General features: G+C 71.4%; 15 protein-coding genes. 7 read left to right on the forward strand and 8 right to left on the reverse strand.

The annotated features are described in order from the left end of the window. Positions 1–7 precede the first annotated feature (7 nt). Both V1260_RS12800 and pta read right to left on the reverse strand, forming a co-directional pair. Positions 8–1,273 carry an acetate kinase gene (locus V1260_RS12800; RefSeq protein ID WP_329747206.1) on the reverse strand — a complete coding sequence of 422 codons (1,266 nt, stop codon included), beginning with the start codon at positions 1,271–1,273 and terminating at the stop codon, positions 8–10. Next, the gene (gene pta / locus V1260_RS12805; protein ID WP_329747207.1) at positions 1,270–3,381 is read right to left on the reverse strand and encodes a phosphate acetyltransferase; all 2,112 of its coding nucleotides are present in this window, start codon (positions 3,379–3,381) and stop codon (positions 1,270–1,272) included. The genes V1260_RS12800 and pta overlap by 4 nt, the downstream gene beginning before the upstream one ends. A gap of 142 nt (positions 3,382–3,523) precedes the next feature. Here pta and V1260_RS12810 point away from each other — a divergent pair, with 142 nt between their 5' ends. From V1260_RS12810 to V1260_RS12825, 4 genes are all read left to right on the forward strand, one after another. Then, positions 3,524–4,339 (forward strand): SURF1 family protein, encoded by an 816-nt coding sequence (locus V1260_RS12810; protein ID WP_329747208.1) that lies wholly within the window; start codon positions 3,524–3,526, stop codon positions 4,337–4,339. A gap of 3 nt (positions 4,340–4,342) precedes the next feature. After that, a complete protein-coding gene (locus tag V1260_RS12815; RefSeq protein WP_329747209.1) occupies positions 4,343–4,741 on the forward strand; it encodes a DUF3817 domain-containing protein in 399 nt (132 codons plus the stop codon). An 18-nt stretch (positions 4,742–4,759) separates the two neighbouring features. Beyond that, positions 4,760–6,343 carry a glutamine-hydrolyzing GMP synthase gene (guaA, locus tag V1260_RS12820; protein WP_329747210.1) on the forward strand — a complete coding sequence of 528 codons (1,584 nt, stop codon included), beginning with the start codon at positions 4,760–4,762 and terminating at the stop codon, positions 6,341–6,343. A gap of 185 nt (positions 6,344–6,528) precedes the next feature. Next, positions 6,529–6,918 (forward strand): hypothetical protein, encoded by a 390-nt coding sequence (locus V1260_RS12825; protein ID WP_329747211.1) that lies wholly within the window; start codon positions 6,529–6,531, stop codon positions 6,916–6,918. On the opposite strand, the gene V1260_RS12830 is transcribed toward V1260_RS12825, so the two are convergent. Then, positions 6,887–7,189, reverse strand: a complete 303-nt coding sequence (locus V1260_RS12830) for a hypothetical protein (RefSeq protein WP_329747212.1) — start codon at positions 7,187–7,189, stop codon at positions 6,887–6,889. The genes V1260_RS12825 and V1260_RS12830 overlap by 32 nt on opposite strands. A 105-nt stretch (positions 7,190–7,294) precedes the next feature. Here V1260_RS12830 and V1260_RS12835 point away from each other — a divergent pair, with 105 nt between their 5' ends. Then, positions 7,295–7,540: a hypothetical protein gene (locus V1260_RS12835; protein ID WP_329747213.1), complete on the forward strand. Its 246-nt coding sequence runs from the start codon at positions 7,295–7,297 to the stop codon at positions 7,538–7,540. A gap of 146 nt (positions 7,541–7,686) precedes the next feature. Here the strand turns inward: V1260_RS12835 and V1260_RS12840 are convergent, their stop codons facing one another. Continuing rightward, positions 7,687–8,784, reverse strand: a complete 1,098-nt coding sequence (locus V1260_RS12840; RefSeq protein ID WP_329747214.1) for a GNAT family N-acetyltransferase — start codon at positions 8,782–8,784, stop codon at positions 7,687–7,689. Positions 8,785–8,956: 172 nt separating this feature from the next. Beyond that, complete coding sequence (locus tag V1260_RS12845; RefSeq protein WP_329747215.1) at positions 8,957–10,687, reverse strand: MDR family MFS transporter; 1,731 nt, start codon at positions 10,685–10,687, stop codon at positions 8,957–8,959. A 170-nt stretch (positions 10,688–10,857) separates the two neighbouring features. On the opposite strand from V1260_RS12845, the gene V1260_RS12850 reads away from it, so the two are divergent. After that, the gene (locus V1260_RS12850) at positions 10,858–11,460 is read left to right on the forward strand and encodes a TetR/AcrR family transcriptional regulator (protein WP_329747216.1); all 603 of its coding nucleotides are present in this window, start codon (positions 10,858–10,860) and stop codon (positions 11,458–11,460) included. A 23-nt stretch (positions 11,461–11,483) separates the two neighbouring features. On the opposite strand, the gene V1260_RS12855 is transcribed toward V1260_RS12850, so the two are convergent. Continuing rightward, entirely contained in the window at positions 11,484–12,494 is a 1,011-nt protein-coding gene (locus tag V1260_RS12855; RefSeq protein WP_329747217.1) for an acyltransferase domain-containing protein, read from the reverse strand. Positions 12,495–12,584: 90 nt separating this feature from the next. Between V1260_RS12855 and V1260_RS12860 the strand changes: the two genes are divergently transcribed. Continuing rightward, a complete protein-coding gene (locus V1260_RS12860) occupies positions 12,585–14,240 on the forward strand; it encodes a helicase HerA-like domain-containing protein (protein WP_329747218.1) in 1,656 nt (551 codons plus the stop codon). A 69-nt stretch (positions 14,241–14,309) separates the two neighbouring features. Here V1260_RS12860 and V1260_RS12865 read toward each other — a convergent pair whose 3' ends face one another. Next, a complete protein-coding gene (locus tag V1260_RS12865; protein WP_329747219.1) occupies positions 14,310–15,056 on the reverse strand; it encodes a phosphoglyceromutase in 747 nt (248 codons plus the stop codon). Between the two features lie 15 nt (positions 15,057–15,071). Continuing rightward, positions 15,072–15,497 carry a D-aminoacyl-tRNA deacylase gene (gene dtd, locus V1260_RS12870; RefSeq protein ID WP_329747220.1) on the reverse strand — a complete coding sequence of 142 codons (426 nt, stop codon included), beginning with the start codon at positions 15,495–15,497 and terminating at the stop codon, positions 15,072–15,074.

Raw genomic sequence — 15,497 nt, forward strand, 5'->3', positions numbered from 1 at the left:
TCGGCCCTCAGCCGCGGACGACCGCGAGGGCCTGCTGCGCGATCGCGAGCTCCTCGTCGGTCGGGACGATGAGCACGGTCACCGCGGAGTCGCCGGCCGAGATGACCCGCACCCCCTTCGCCCGCTCGGCGTTGCGGGCCGGGTCGAGCCGGATCCCGAAGCCCTCGAGGTCCGCCAGCACCCGCTCGCGCACCTCCGGCACGTTCTCGCCGATCCCGGCCGTGAAGGTGATCGCGTCGAGCCCGCCGAGCGCGAAAGCGTAGGAGCCGATGTACTTGCGCAGGCGGTGCACGTAGACCTGCATCGCGAGCTCCGCCTCCTGGTTCCCGTCGCGGATCGCGGCGGTGATGTCGCGGAAGTCGCTCATGCCGCACAGGCCCTGCATGCCGGACTGCTTGTTGAGCAGGGTGTCGATCTCGTCGATGCCCATCCCCGCGCTGCGGGAGAGATGGGCGTACACCGAGGGGTCGATGTCCCCGGTGCGGGTGCCCATGACCAGGCCCTCGAGCGGGGTGAGGCCCATTGAGGTGTCCACCGGCTCCCCGCCGCGCACCGCCGAGGCGGAGGCGCCGTTGCCGAGGTGCAGCACGATCTGGCGCAGCTCGGAGGCGTCCATCCCCTGGGCTGCGAAGTGGGCGGTGACCTGCTCGGAGACGTAGCGGTGGCTGGTGCCGTGCGCGCCGTAGCGGCGGATCCGGTACTCGTCGGCGACCTGCTTGTTCAACGCGTAGGTGCGCGCCGCCTCCGGCAGGGAGGTGAAGAAGGCGGTGTCGAAGACCGCCACGTGCGGGATGTCCGGGAACATCCGACGAGCGGCGTCGATCCCGTCGACGGCGGCCGGGTTGTGCAGCGGGGCGAGCGAGCCGAGATCCGCGATCTGGTCCCGCACCCAGGAGTCGATGAGGGTGGGGGAGGAGAAGCGCGCGCCGCCCTGGACGACCCGGTGCCCGACGGCGACCACGTTCGCCTCCTCGAGGGAGAGACCGGCCTCCTCGAACAGCTGCATGACCACCTGCATGCCAACCACGTGATCGGGCACCTCGCCCTGGTACGGCTGGGTGACCGAACCGGCCTCGAGCCGGGCGCTGCCGGAATCCTGGCCAATCCGCTCGACGATGCCGGAGGCGAAGACCTCCTCACGGGCGGGGTCCAGCAGTTGGAACTTCAGCGAGGAGGAGCCCGAGTTCAGCACCAGCACGGTCGCGGCGTCGGGGATGCGGGGGGCGCCCTCCGCACTGTCGGAGGAGGTGCTGGTCGACGGGGTGAGGCTCATGCGTGGTCCTTCTGCTCGGTGGGGGCGGTCGCGGACTCCGCGTCGGCCGCCTGGGCCTGGATCGCGGTGATCACCACGGTGTTGATGATGTCGTCGACCAGGGCGCCGCGGGAGAGGTCGTTGACGGGCTTGTTCAGGCCCTGCAGCACCGGACCGATCGCGATCGCGCCGGCGGAGCGCTGCACCGCCTTGTAGGTGTTGTTGCCGGTGTTCAGGTCGGGGAAGACGAACACCGTCGCCCGCCCGGCCACCGAGGAGTCGGGGAGCTTGGTCTTGGCGACCGAGACGTCCACCGCGGCGTCGTACTGGATCGGGCCCTCCACGTCGAGCGAGGGATCCGCGGCGCGCACCAGCGAGGTCGCCTCGCGCACCTTGTCGACGTCGGCGCCCGTGCCGGAGGTGCCGGTCGAGTAGGACAGCATCGCCACGCGCGGCTCGATGCCGAACTGGGCGGCGGTGACGGCGGACTGCGCGGCGATGTCGGCGAGCTGCTCGGCCGTCGGATCCGGGTTCACGGCGCAGTCGCCGTAGACCAGCACGCGGTCCTCGAGTGCCATGAGGAACACCGAGGAGACGATCTTCGCACCGGGCTTGGTCTTGATGATCTCGAAGCTCGGACGGATGGTGTGCGCCGTCGAGTGGACGGCGCCGGAGACCATGCCGTCGGCCTCGCCCATCTGCACCATCATCGTGCCGAAGTAGGAGACGTCCTGGACGATGTCCCGCGCCTTCTCGAGGGTCATGCCCTTGTGGGCGCGCAGCCGCGTGTACTCGGCGGCGTACTTCTCGAGCAGGTCGGGATCCTGCGGCGAGACGATCCGCGCCTCGGAGACGTCGTGGCCGAGCTGAGCGGCCTTCGCGCGGATCGCCGTCTCGTCGCCGAGGAGGATGAGCGCGGCGACACCGCGTGCGAGGATCGCCTCGGCCGCGGCGAGGATGCGCGGCTCGTCGCCCTCGGGCAGCACGATGATCTTCTTCTCCCCGCGGGCGCGGGCCAGCAGCTCGAACTCGAACATCATCGGTGTGACCACCTCGCTGCGGGCGACGTCGAGCACGCCCAGCAGCTCGGCGGCGCGCAGGTGCTCGCCGACGGCGCGGCGGGCCGCGTCGACCTTCTGCGGGCTGCCCGCCGAGAGGCGGCCGCGAGTGCGGGAGACCCGCAGTGCCGTGTCGAAGGTGTCCAGTTCGGTCGCGACGATCGGCAGATCCTGCTGCACGCCGGCGATCAGGCGGTTGACCTCGTCCGGCACGTCGTAGCCGCCGGTCAGCACGATCGCGGCGAGCGAGGGGAAGGTGCCCGACTGCTGCGCCATGACCAGGCCCGGCAGGAGGTCGTAGCGGTCCCCGGGGGCGACCACGGTGCAGTTCTCGGTGAGCCGACTGAGCACGTTCGGCAGACTCATCGCGGCGATCACGGTGCCCGTCGAGACGCGACCCAGCCACTCCTCGCTGCCCTGCAGCAGGGTGCCGTCGACCGAGTCCTTGATGGCCTGCACCGTCGGGGCCATCACCACGGGGTTCTCGGGGATCGCGGCGACCAGCGGCACCTCGACCCGGTCGGCCACGGCACGCTGGATCGCCTCGAGCGAGGCGGGGTCGGAGCGGTTCACGACCACCGCGATCGGGCTCGCATGGTGCGAGGTGAACTCCCCGATGGAGACGACCGCGAGGGCCGCCAGCTGATCGGGGCTGCGCTCCATCCCGGAGAGCACCACCACCACCGGGGCGCCGATGTTCGCGGCGACCTCCGCGTTGAAGGACAGCTCGGTGGGGTTGGCGAGATCGTCGTAGTCCGAGCCGAGGACCACCAGCAGCGAGTACCGCTCGGCGAGGTCGCGGTGGCGGCGCAGGATCTGCTCGTGGGCGGCCTCCGGGTCGGACAGCACCAACTGGTGGTCCACCCCGACGGCGTCCTCGTAGGACTGGGTGACCGCCGGGTGCGCGGTCAGGAGGTCGATCGCGTAGTCGCGGGCCTCGTCGGCCTTGACCACGGGGCGGAACACCCCGACGCTATCGGAACGGGAGGCGAGGGCTTCGAGGAGGCCGAACGCCACCATCGACTTGCCGGTCATCCCCTCAGGGCTGGCGATGTAGACACTCTGCGACACGCCCTCCAGCCTACGGCGGCGGGAGCGGGAGGGGGAGGCCCGAGGTCCCGCCGAGCGGCGTCCCCCCGGATCTGTCGTGGCAGGTGTGAGGACCCGCACCCCGGTCGCCGCGCCTCACAGGGCGCGCTCCTACGATGGGCGCATGCTCCGCACCGCCCTCCGTCCCCGCTTCCTCGGGTTGCTCGCCCTGATGGTCGCGGCGACCGTGGTGTGCGGGCTGCTCGCCACCTGGCAGTGGGACCGGGCGCATCGCGCGCTCTCCGATCGGGTGGACGGCCCCCAGCAGCTCGGCGAGATCCAGCAGGTCCTCGGGGTGGGCGATGCGGTGACCAACCAGATCGTCGGCGACATCGTCACCGCCCGCGGCGAGTTCCTCCCCGGCGAGCAGGTGCTCGTGCCCGGCCGGCTGATCGACGGCACCGAGGCCGTGATCGTCGTGTCCGCCCTCGAGGTCGTCACGGCCGACGGCACGACGGCGCGGCTCCCCGTCGCGCGCGGTTGGGTGCCGGCCGCCGAGGTCACTGGGGCCGACGGGGAGATCGACCCCGCGCTCGCGCCCGCCGCCCCCGCCGGGGAGGTCGAGGTGACCGGGCGGCTCGAGGCGAGCGAGTCCGCGACCGGCGGAGTGACGGACGGCGTCGCCGCCGAGATCGCCACTCCGCTGCTGGTCAACGAGTGGGGTGCCCCGATGTACGCCGGGTACGTCGCCCAGACCGACACCGCCGAGGGCCTCCGCCCGATGCCTGAGGGCGGCTCCGCCTTCACCCGCGGACTGGACTGGCAGAACATCGGCTACTCCGCGCAGTGGGTGCTCTTCGGCGCCTTCTTTCTCTACCTGTGGTGGCGCTCCGTGCGCCAGGCGTACCTCGACGAGCTCGCCGCGCAGCGGGAGGCGCTCGAGGAGCGGCTCGCGGCCACGACCCCCGCCCCGATCCAGACCCCGACCAAGGACGTGTGACCCGTGCCCACCCCCCGCCCCCTCGACGCCACCGCCGCCCGCACCTCCTTCGCCCGCTTCCGCGTGGCCTCGATCGTGGAGGGCATCGCGCTGCTGGTGCTCGTGGGCATCATGACCATGCGCTACCTGGTCTTCGGCGGCGACGCCTGGTTCACCTCGACCTCCCCGACCTGGGAGCACATCTCCTCGATCTGGTCCCCGATCCACGGGCTGATCTACATGATCTACGTGATCCTCGGCTTCGACCTGTGGATGAAGATGCGCTGGAGCCTGCCGCGCATGCTGCTGCTGATGCTCTTCGGCGTCGTGCCGGTGCTCTCCTTCTTCGGCGAGCGCTGGACGCACCAGGCCGTCGAGCGCGATCTCGCGCGGCGTCCCACCCTGCAGGACCAGGACGCCTGAGCACGTAGACTCATCCGGGTGACTGACACCGACCAGCACCCCGTCCTCGTCGTCGACTTCGGCGCCCAGTACGCCCAGCTCATCGCCCGTCGCGTGCGCGAGGCCCGCGTCTACTCCGAGGTCGTCCCGCACACCATGAGCGTCGCGGACGTCCTGGCCAAGGAGCCCCGCGCGATCATCCTCTCCGGGGGCCCCTCCTCCGTGTACGAGGAGGGCGCGCCGCGCCTGGACCCGGCGCTGCTCGAGGCCGGGGTGCCCGTGCTCGGCCTCTGCTACGGCTTCCAGTCGATGGCCGCCGCGCTCGACGGCACCGTCGCCCCGACGGGCGTGCGCGAGTACGGAGCGACCCGGCTCGAGGAGATCGACGCCGAGTCGCAGCTGCTGCGCGCCCAGGACCTCGACCAGAACGTGTGGATGAGCCACGGCGACTCCGTGACCGCCGCCCCGTCGGGCTTCCGCGTGGTCGCGACCTCCGCGGGCGCGCCCGTCGCCGCCTTCGAGGACACCGAGCGGCGCCTCTACGGCGTCCAGTGGCATCCCGAGGTGGGCCATTCGGATCGCGGCCAGGAGGTGCTGGAGAACTTCCTGCACCGCGGCGCGGGCATCGAGCCCACCTGGACCACCGGCAATGTCATCGAGGAGCAGGTCGAGCGGATCCGCGCCCAGGTGGGCGAGGGCACCGCGATCTGCGGCCTCTCCGGCGGGGTCGACTCCGCCGTCGCCGCCGCGCTCGTCCAGCGCGCCATCGGCGACCGCCTCACCTGCGTGTACGTGAACCACGGCCTCATGCGCCAGGACGAGTCGGAGCAGATCGAGAAGGCCTTCGGCGAGTCCACCGGCGGCGCGAAGCTGGTCATGGTCGACGCCGAGGAGCAGTTCCTCACCGCGCTCGCCGGGGTCACCGATCCCGAGCAGAAGCGCAAGATCATCGGCCGCGAGTTCATCCGCTCCTTCGAGGGCGCCCAGGCGGAGATCCTCCGCGAGCAGGGCGTGCTGGACGGCGACGACCACAAGGCCTTCCTCGTCCAGGGCACCCTCTACCCCGATGTCGTCGAGTCCGGCGGCGGCGAGGGCGCGGCGAACATCAAGAGCCACCACAACGTGGGCGGCCTGCCCGAGGACCTCTCCTTCGAGCTCGTCGAGCCGCTGCGCGCGTTGTTCAAGGACGAGGTCCGCGCCGTCGGCTCCGAGCTGGGCCTTCCCGACGAGATCGTCTGGCGCCAGCCCTTCCCGGGCCCCGGCCTCGGCATCCGCATCATCGGCGAGGTCACCAAGGAGCGCCTGGACATCCTCCGCACGGCCGACGCGATCGCCCGCGCCGAGCTCACCGCCGCGGGCCTGGACCGCACCATCTGGCAGTGCCCCGTCGTGCTCCTGGCCGACGTGCGCTCCGTGGGCGTCCAGGGCGACGGTCGCACCTACGGCCACCCCGTGGTGCTGCGCCCCGTCACCAGTGACGACGCGATGACCGCTGATTGGGCCAAGGTGCCCTACGAGGTGCTCTCGCGGATCTCGACCCGCATCACCAACGAGGTCCGCGAGATCAACCGCGTCACCCTCGACATCACCTCGAAGCCCCCGGGGACCATCGAGTGGGAGTGAGCGCGGCGGTCTGAGCCGCGCACTCCGAGGACTAACCGGGGCCCGGGCCGCCGCATCGCGCGCAGGCTCGGGCCCCGGCTCGTTCGTGTGCGCCATCATGCCCCCGTGAGTAGGCTGGAGAGGTGTTCCATCGATTCCAGAGCGCGGTCCCGAATGGGCGGGGCAGGTTTCCCGGCGTTTTCGCGATGACCAACGGCCTCCGCCGAGCGGGCCTGCTGTCCGCTGCGGACGAGGAATGGGTGCGCCAACAGAACGCGCGCGCCGAGCTCGCCTACACGGATCCGAGCAGCGAGATCCGGGACTGTTACAGCCCGACGACGAACCCGGGCGCGCGCTCCTGGTTCAGGGCGGAGGCCCGCGAGCTCCTGGACATGACGAGCGGATACATAGCGCTGCTGGACCGCTACGAGATCCCCTGGGTCGAGCTTCGGACCGAGAAGCCGGGTCGGATCGTCTACGAGGACGAGGTCCAGGTCGTCGCCGTCCCGCTCACGCACGAGGAGAACTGGCCGCTGCCCGTCCCCGGCGCGCGGACGGCCGAGGTCAGCGGAGCAGATCGGGCTCGACGGCGCTGAGGACCTTTCCGCGGGACCTCGCGTAGTCGATCTCCCGACGCGTCGCCTCTCCGAGGCATCCGTCGACGCTGATGATCCGCACCTCGTCTGCGAGATCGATCCTGCGCAGGTGCAGCTCTCCGAGCATCGCGCGATGCTCGGCGGTCAGCTCATGCTCCGTCTCCTCCGGACCCAGGACGATCACGCCCTGGGCCGTCAGACGACGCCTCTCCGCGCGGAACAGCGCGGCGAACCTCAGCGAGCCGCACAGGCACACCACCTGGGGAGCCATGACGGGGGCGCTCAGGCCATCGGCGGCTCGGGCAGCCGCGTGGGGTGGGACAGAGCAACGGCGTGCCGAGAGCGGGTCCGCTCGAAGGTCTCCCGGCCCATCGTCGTGGCTCTCGCGATCCAGCTGAGGGAGGAGCTGGTCGGCCGCGAGCCGTGCGACCTCGAGAGCGTCACCCTGGCCGGGGCGCAGCAGGAGGTCGACATGCGTCTGCTCCGGTGTCGTGACCAGTGCTCGGCCGAGCTCGGTGTTCTCGAGCACGGCGTCGAGGCGTTCAAGGTCGCGGTGGACAGGCGGAGGAGGGCGCCGCTGGCGACGAGCGAGTCCAGCTGGCGCCACGTGTTCGTGCCGTGAGCCTGCAGGTCCCGGAACCGCATCGTGCGCAGGGGAGCTCTCGCGATCGTCCTCACGAGCTCGAGATCTTTCACGACGACTCCCTTTACTGAGCTCCAGTATACGTCTGGCGTATGTTCACGCTCAGTTGATGGGCGGAAGTGGTCTTACATCGCCGATGGCGGCTCGAGCAGCCGCGAGGGATGCGCGGGGGCGACGGCGTGCCAGGAGCGGGTGCGCTCGAAGGTCTCCCAGCCCATCGAGGCGTAGATCCCGTCGGCGCCGGTGGGGGAGTCGTCGTCGACCTCGAGGTCCACGAACTCGCGTCCGCGCTCGGCGGCGTCGCGGATCGCGGCGCGCAGAAGCGACTTCGCGATCCCGTGGCCGCGGGCGCTGCGGTGCACGCCCAGGTACTCCAGGTACGTGCCCGCGCCGCGGGTCGGGGTGGCCTTCATCGGGGCGGCGACGAGGCCGCCAGCGGGCAGCCAGCGCCCCTCCCGTTCGATCTCCGCGATCCACCAGTGGTCCCAGTCCGCCTCGTCCGGGGCCTCGATGAGGCGCTGGACGAACTCGGCGAAGGACTCGCGGTAGGAGTTGAAATGGTCGGCGAAGGACTCCTCGAGCATCCGGTGCACAGTGCGGACGTCCTGCGCGACGGGCAGTCCCGAGTCGTGCCGATGCACGCGCCGCACCCGCGTGCCCTCGCGCGGGGCGGGTAGCGAGGTCGCCTCCTCGGGGGCGACGGGGCGGCGCATGTGCAGCCAGGAGCGCACCATCTCGTAGCCGGCCGCGGCGAGGAGCTGCGCACGGTCGGTGTCGAGCTCGTTCGCGTCGGTGGTGAGCTTGGTGGCCTCCACGCCGCGGGCACGGGCGAAGGAGCCGCCGACCTCGACCGCCCAGTCCAGCAGCGAGGCGGCGAGGGCCTCCCGCTCGGGAGCGTCGGCGGCGATCATGAACTGAACGTTGGTGCGCCCGCTCGCGCGGTCCTCGAGTGCGATCCAGGCCAGCGGCGGCTGGTCGAGGGAGGGGGAGCCGTCGGCGCCGACGGGCACGACGACCACCTGGCGGCGGGACCAGGACTTCAGCCCCACCATGCGGGAGCGCAGCGCGGTCTCGTCGGCCGCGGCCTCGGGGTCGTGGCGGCGCAGCGCGGCGGTGAGCAGAGCGGTCACCGGGGCGACGTCGGCCGCGAGCGGCAGGCGCGTGGCGAGCCGGTCCGCGAGGGTGGCGGGCAGGATGGGCGGGAAGTGATCCACGAGCAGCATCCGTCCATCGTGTCATGGAGGCCTGTCCGGACTTCGGCCCGCGACCACGCCGCGCGGACCCACGGACGCGTCGCTTGTCCCGCGCATGCACCGGGGCCGAGAAGGACGAGACCACCGACCCTCCGGGACGGGAGGAGCGGTGGTCTCGAGGATGAGGCCGAGCAGGCGGTGATCAGCGTCGCGCGGGATCGCCCTGCTGCGCGGCCGCGGGGTCGACCACGCGGATCTCGCCCGTGGTGGTGACGGACTCGCTCGCCCCCACCGCGGCCAGGGCGCCCGTGGTGGTGTCAAGGAGCTCGTGCTCCGTCTCGGCATCCTCCCCTGAGGGTGCGTCGTGCAGGGTGTCGCGCAGCGGGACCTGCTTGACGAACAGCGAGAGCAACAGCGCGAGGACCACGAAGGGCACTGCGGTGAGGAAGACGCCGTGCATCGCGTCGCCCATGCCCGCGCGGATCGGCTCCACGAGGAACTCCGGCAGCTGCGCGAGCGCCGCGGGATCCAGCACGGAGGCCTCGAGCGAGGAGGCGTCCGCGCCGCCGCCGGACTGCTGCAGGGCAGCGAGCTGCTCCGGCGGCAGGCTGCTGAGCTGCTCCTCGATGGCCGGGCCCATCCGGGAGGCCATCACGGTGCCGAGCACGGCGGTGCCGATGGTCGATCCGATGTTGCGGAAGAACTGGATCGAGGCGGTGGCGATGCCGAGCTCCTTCTGTGGCACCGCGTTCTGCACCACCAGCGTGTACACCTGCATCGACAGGCCCAGGCCCAGGCCGATCACGACCATGGCGAGGGTGAGATGCCAGGGGGAGTCGCCGTACTGGATGTCGGCCAGCAGCAGGTAGCCGCCCACCAGCACAGCTCCGCCGAGGACCAGGAAGATCTTGTAGGTGCCGAAGCGGGTGATGAGCAGACCCACCAGGATCGAGGTGAGGATCATCGCCACCGACAGCGGGATGAGGATCGCGCCGGAGTTGGTGGCCGAGACGCCCATGACGCCCTGCGCGTAGACGGGGATGTAGATGATCGCGCCGAACATCGCCACGGCGATCGCGAAGGAGGCGGCGACGGAGAGGGCGACCACGGGGCGGGTGATGAGGTGCATCGGGAGCAGGGGCTCCTCGACGCGGGTCTCGATGATCACGAAGGCGACGAGGAAGGCGGCGGCCACCGCGTACATCCCGATGATCACGCCCGAGTCCCAGGCGTAGTTGTTGCCGCCCCAGGTGGTGGCGAGCAGTCCGATCACGAGCCCGGGGGTCAGGGTGATCATGCCGAGGTAGTCGACCTTGCCGTGCTGCGCAGAGGTGGGAAGGTGCAGGAAGCGCAGGATGAACACGAAGGCGGCGATGCCGATGGGGAGGGTCAGGTAGAACAGCCAGCGCCAGCCGAGGTTGTCGGTGACCGTGCCGCCGATCAGCGGGCCCACCACGGAGGTCACGCCGAAGACGGCGCCCATGATGCCCTGGTACTTGCCGCGCTGACGCGGCGGGATGATGTCGCCGATGATCGTCTGGCTCAGCGGCATCAGGGTGCCCATGCCCAGACCCTGCACCGCGCGGGCGAAGACCAGGAACCAGAAGTCGGTCGCCATGCCCGAGAGGATCGAGCCGATCATGAAGACGGCCAGCCCCCCGAGATAGAACCAGCGGCGGCCGTAGAGGTCGGAGAGCTTGCCGACGATCGGCACCGCGACGGCGGAGACCAGCATCGCGGCGGTCGCGATCCAGCTGTAGTACTCCACGCCGCCGAGCTCGGCGACGATCCGCGGCAGCGCGGGGCCGACGATGGTCTGGGAGAGGGAGGCGACGAACATGCCGAGCATGAGGCCGACGAAGACGAGCTTGCCCTGGCGGTCCAGGCCGGTGAAGGCGGCCGGCGTCGCGGTCGCGGTGGGAGATGTGCTCACGAGTACCTCGGGGAGATGAGTGGACGGATGCGGATGGCGCGCGCGGGAGGCGCGTCGGCGGCCGCTGCACGTCCTCGTGCCTCGACGAAGCCATGCTAACTGGTTGTTGCATTGACTGCACTATTGCATCGAGTGCAGATTCTGTGATCTCTCGGACCTACGATGTCCCCGTGAGCGAGAACGAGACCGCACCCGCCGGGCTACGGGAACAGAAGAAGCACGCGACCCGGCTGGCGATGCACCGGGCGGCCCTCGAGCTGGTCGCCGAGGACGGGCTCTCGGGGGTGACCTCCGAGATGATCGCCCGGCGCGCGGGCGTCTCTCCCCGCACCTTCTTCAACCACTGGTCCACGAAGGAGTCCGCGATCCTTGGCATCGTCGGGGACGAGGGGCCGCGAGCCGTCGCATCCCTGCGGGAGAAGCTCGAGACGCTGCCGGTGCGGGCCGCCCTGCTGGCCGTCATCCGTGAGGGCATCTCCCGGATCCCCGTCGACCCCGAGCTGCGTGAGCTGAAGAAGCGGGTCATGGCGCAGGAGCCGAGCCTGCACTCGATCTCCACCGGCAATCTGCAGGCGATGCAGACCGACCTCGTCGACGTGCTCGACGAGGCGCTCGACGGGGAGTACTCCCGGGAGCTCGCGATCATCGTCGTGCAGGTCAGCTTCGCGCTCACCCGCAGCGCCTTCGCGATCTCGATGCGCCGCGGTATCGACCCCGTGCTCGCCTTCGACCGGGTGATCGAGCTCTACCACGAGCGCGCCCGGGACCTCTGAGGCGGGCCGGGCGCCCGGGGGAGTCAGCGCAGCAGGCGACCGCTCCCGGTCGTCCAGCCCCGCCCGTCGGCCAGGCGATCGGCCACGCCGCGCTCGAGCCGGGTGCGGCGCGGGAGCGCGGCGGGATCCACCGGCGGGCGCAGCCCGAAGGTGAAGAAGAGGGCGCCGTCGGCCCCCTGGGGGTCGGTGCCGATCAGCTGCCAGCGCGCGGCGAAGCGGGCGAGGTTCGACTCGGGCCCGGTGATCTCCTCGAACTGGTCGCTCAGCAGCCAGGAGTCGCAGGTGAACTCGTGGCCGAAGCGCGGGGCGTCGGCCGGGCGGTCCGCGTTCAGATCGGCGTAGTGCTCGGTGAAGTAGGCGACGGCGGCGTCGAAGGAGGCGTCCACCTCGGCGGGGTCCAGGGGGCCCGTCGCGGGGATGTGGGTGCCGACGACCCAGCGCTGCGGCTCGTCCGGGCCGGTGCGCTCCGCGCCGTGCTCGAGCCGGGCCACACGCCGACGGCTCAGGTCGAACTGCAGCCGCCCCAGGTGCACCAGCCGTCCCGCCCAGTTCCCGGTGACCCAGTTCAGCTGGTGCAGGCCCAGGCGGCCCGTGCCCGTGCGGTGCACCCGCATCTGCTGGCCGAGATCCGCGAGGACCGTCCACGACAGCTCCGGGGAGAGTCCGCGGGCGCCATGCCAGCGCCGCACCGTCGCGGTGGAGACGGTGAGCGCGAGGATCGCGAGCAGCCCCTCACCCGGGGCGATGCCCTGCTGGAGAGCGTCGAGCTCGTCTTTGCGGGCGGCGAGGTCGACCTCGGGCACCTCGAGCCCGGCGGCGGCGCGCAGCTGGTTCGCGAGCGAGGTGACCTCCGCGAGGAGCGCGTGGTCCGCGGTCGCCGGACCGATGAGGGGCAGCAGGTCCTCGGCGTCGGCGCCGATGATGCCGAGCAGCTCGAGCAGCGAGGGATAGGACGGCGCGGTGAGCATGGCCGCTACCGCGGCGGGCTCGAGCTCGTCCTCGGACTCGACGAGCACGGGTGGGGCGGTGGTCATGGGGCCACGGTACTGGGTGATCCCCGCCACCCCGCTACGATCGACCCGTCCCGATCGCGATGCAGCCGGTCCGCCGGCGAGGAGGCCCCGATGACCAGCCCGCAGCAGGATTCCGCCGTCCCCGAGCCGCAGGCGGCGCCCGAGGCTCCCGCCGCGGCTCCCGCCGTGCCCGCCGGCTCCGCCGAGGCCGAGCAGATCCGCAGCGCCTACGCCTTCGACGGAGCGCGCATCCACCTCGGCGCCCTCGTCGCGGACGGCGGCGCGGGGGAGCCGGATCCGAGCGTGCCGGTGAACCTCTCGGTGGCGATGCTCAACCGCCACGGACTCATCGCGGGCGCGACCGGCACCGGCAAGACCCGCACCCTCCAAGTCATCGCGGAGCAGGCCGCCCATGCCGGGGCGGCGGTCTTCGTCGCGGACATGAAGGGCGACCTCTCGGGCATCGCCGTGCCGGGTGCCGCCTCGGAGAAGCTCACCGCGCGCGCCGCCGCCCGCGGCCAGGAGTGGGTCTCGCGCGCCGCGCCGACGGAGTTCTACACCCTGGGCGGGCAGGGCGAGGGCGTCCCGATCCGCACCACCGTCTCCGACTTCGGGCCGGTGCTGATGTCCAAGGTGCTCGAGCTCAACGAGACCCAGGAGTCCTCGCTCGGGCTGATCTTCCATTACGCCGACGCGCAGGGACTCGCGCTCCTGGACCTCAAGGACCTCCGCGCCCTCATCCAGTTCCTCACCTCCGACGAGGGCAAGGGCGAACTCAAGGGCATCGGCGGGATCTCGAGTGCGACCGCCGGGGTGATCCTGCGCAGCCTCACCGCCTTCGAGGCCTCCGGCGCGGACGTCTTCTTCGGCGAGCCCGCCTTCGACACCCAGCAGCTGCTGCGCACACAGGGCGGCACCGGGATCATCTCCTGCCTCGAGCTCCCCGGCGTCGCCTCCCGACCCGCCCTGTTCTCGACCTTCATGATGTGGATGCTGGCCGAGCTGTACCAGGAGCTGCCCGAGGTCGGCGATGCCGAGGTGCCGAAGCTGGTGTTCTTCTTCGACGAGGCGCACCTGCTGTTCAAGGATGCTTCCAAGGCGTTCCTGGACCAGGTGGTCCAGACGGTGAGGCTGATCCGCTCCAAGGGCGTCGGCATCTTCTTCATCACCCAGACCCCGAAGGACATCCCCGGCGACGTCCTCGCCCAGCTGGGCAACCGCGTCCAGCACGCGCTGCGCGCCTTCACCCCGGACGACGCGAAGGCGCTCAAGGCCACCGCGAAAACCTTCCCCACCTCCGAGCACGACCTCGAGGAGGTCATCCCGGCGCTCGGCACCGGCGAGGCGATCGTGACCGTGATGAGCGAGGACGGCGCGCCGACGCCCGTCGCGATCACCGCCGTGCGGGCACCGGAGAGCTCGATGGAGCCGGCCGGTGCCGAGGTGATCACGGCCGCCGTCGCCGCCTCCCCGCTGCAGGCGCAGTACGGCACCGCCGTGGACAACGAGTCCGCCTACGAGATCCTGCAGCAGCGGGCCGCGAAGGAGGCCGAGGCCCAAGACGCCGCAGCGGGGAAGGGTGCCGGCCCCGCGGCCGACGGCACGGCCGCTCCGGCCGAGCGGGCCGCGAAGCCCGCCGCGAAGACGGCGAGCAAGGACGAGGGCTTCTTCCAGAACCCCGCCGTGAAGTCCTTCCTGCGCTCGGCCGGGACCGTGCTGGGCCGCGAGATCACGCGCGGCCTGTTTGGCACCCGTCGGAGGCGCTGACGGCCCGTGGCAACGACACGGCGCCCCCACCGCTCGGTGGGGGCGCCGTTCTCGTCGGCTGGGGTCAGCTCACTTCTTGCCCTGGTTGGCGACGGCCTCGGCGGCGGCCTTCGCGGCGACCGGGTCGAGGTAGCGGCCGCCCTTCTCGACGGGCTGGAAGTCCTCGTCGAGCTCGTACACGAGCGGCTGGCCGGTGGGGATGTTGAGGCCGGAGATCTCCTCGTCGGAGATGCCGTCGAGGTACTTCACGAGCGCGCGCAGCGAGTTGCCGTGGGCGGCGATCAGCACGGTCCTGCCCGCGACCAGATCGGGCTTGATGCCCTCCTCCCAGTAGGGGAGGAAGCGCTCGACGACGTCCTTGAGGCACTCGGACTTCGGCAGCTGGTCGCCGAGGTCCGCGTACTGCGGATCCTGGTCCTGGGAGAACTCGGAGCCGAACTCGATCTCCGGCGGCGGGGTGTCGTAGGAGCGGCGCCAGGCCATGAACTGCTCCTCGCCGTACTTCTCGCGGATCTCGGTCTTGTCCAGACCCTGCAGCGCCCCGTAGTGGCGCTCGTTGAGGCGCCAGTCGCGACGCACCGGGATCCAGTGACGGTCCGCGGCGTCGAGGGCGAGGTTCGCGGTCATGATCGCGCGGCGCTGCAGCGAGGTGTGCACGACATCGGGGAGGATGCCGGCCTCCTTCAGCAGGCGACCGCCGCCGGCGGCCTCCTCGCGGCCCTTCTCGGTGAGGGCCACGTCGACCCAGCCGGTGAACAGGTTCTTGGCGTTCCAGTCGCTCTCGCCGTGGCGGAGCAGCACGAGTGTGTAGGTCATGCCGCCCAGCGTACGTCAGGCCTCGAGGAGGATCGTCACCGGTCCGTCCCCCGTCAGACCCACCCGCATGTGGGCCCCGAAGCGGCCGGTCGCGACCGTGATCCCGCGCTCGCGGAGGGCATCTGCGACCTGGTCGACGAGGGGCTCGGCGATCGCGCCGGGGGCGGCGCCGTTCCAGGAGGGGCGGCGGCCCTTGCGCACGTCGGCGTAGAGCGTGAACTGGGAGACGACGAGCACGGAGGCCCCGGCGTCGAGCACCGAGCGCTCGCCCGAGAGGATCCGCAGCTCGGCGATCTTCCGAGCGATCAGGGCGACCTGCTCGGGCCCGTCGTCGTGGGTCACGCCGACGAGGGCGAGCAGGCCCTCGCCGGTGATCTCGCCGACGACGTCGCCGTCGACCTCGACCCGGGCCCCGTCGACCCGCTGCAGCACCGCGCGCAC

Source organism: Brachybacterium sp. J144, from assembly GCF_036321705.1.
In the GTDB taxonomy this organism is placed as follows: Bacteria; Actinomycetota; Actinomycetes; order Actinomycetales; family Dermabacteraceae; genus Brachybacterium.

What these genes read in the sequence shown, in the direction of transcription:
- V1260_RS12800 (WP_329747206.1), bottom strand. Translation starts at nt 1,273, where the DNA reads ATGAGCCTCACCCCGTCGACCAGCACCTCCTCCGACAGTGCGGAGGGC.
- V1260_RS12810 (WP_329747208.1), top strand. Translation starts at nt 3,524, where the DNA reads ATGCTCCGCACCGCCCTCCGTCCCCGCTTCCTCGGGTTGCTCGCCCTG.
- V1260_RS12825 (WP_329747211.1), top strand. Translation starts at nt 6,529, where the DNA reads ATGACCAACGGCCTCCGCCGAGCGGGCCTGCTGTCCGCTGCGGACGAG.
- V1260_RS12830 (WP_329747212.1), bottom strand. Translation starts at nt 7,189, where the DNA reads ATGGCTCCCCAGGTGGTGTGCCTGTGCGGCTCGCTGAGGTTCGCCGCG.
- V1260_RS12840 (WP_329747214.1), bottom strand. Translation starts at nt 8,784, where the DNA reads ATGCTGCTCGTGGATCACTTCCCGCCCATCCTGCCCGCCACCCTCGCG.
- V1260_RS12855 (WP_329747217.1), bottom strand. Translation starts at nt 12,494, where the DNA reads ATGACCACCGCCCCACCCGTGCTCGTCGAGTCCGAGGACGAGCTCGAG.
- V1260_RS12860 (WP_329747218.1), top strand. Translation starts at nt 12,585, where the DNA reads ATGACCAGCCCGCAGCAGGATTCCGCCGTCCCCGAGCCGCAGGCGGCG.
- V1260_RS12865 (WP_329747219.1), bottom strand. Translation starts at nt 15,056, where the DNA reads ATGACCTACACACTCGTGCTGCTCCGCCACGGCGAGAGCGACTGGAAC.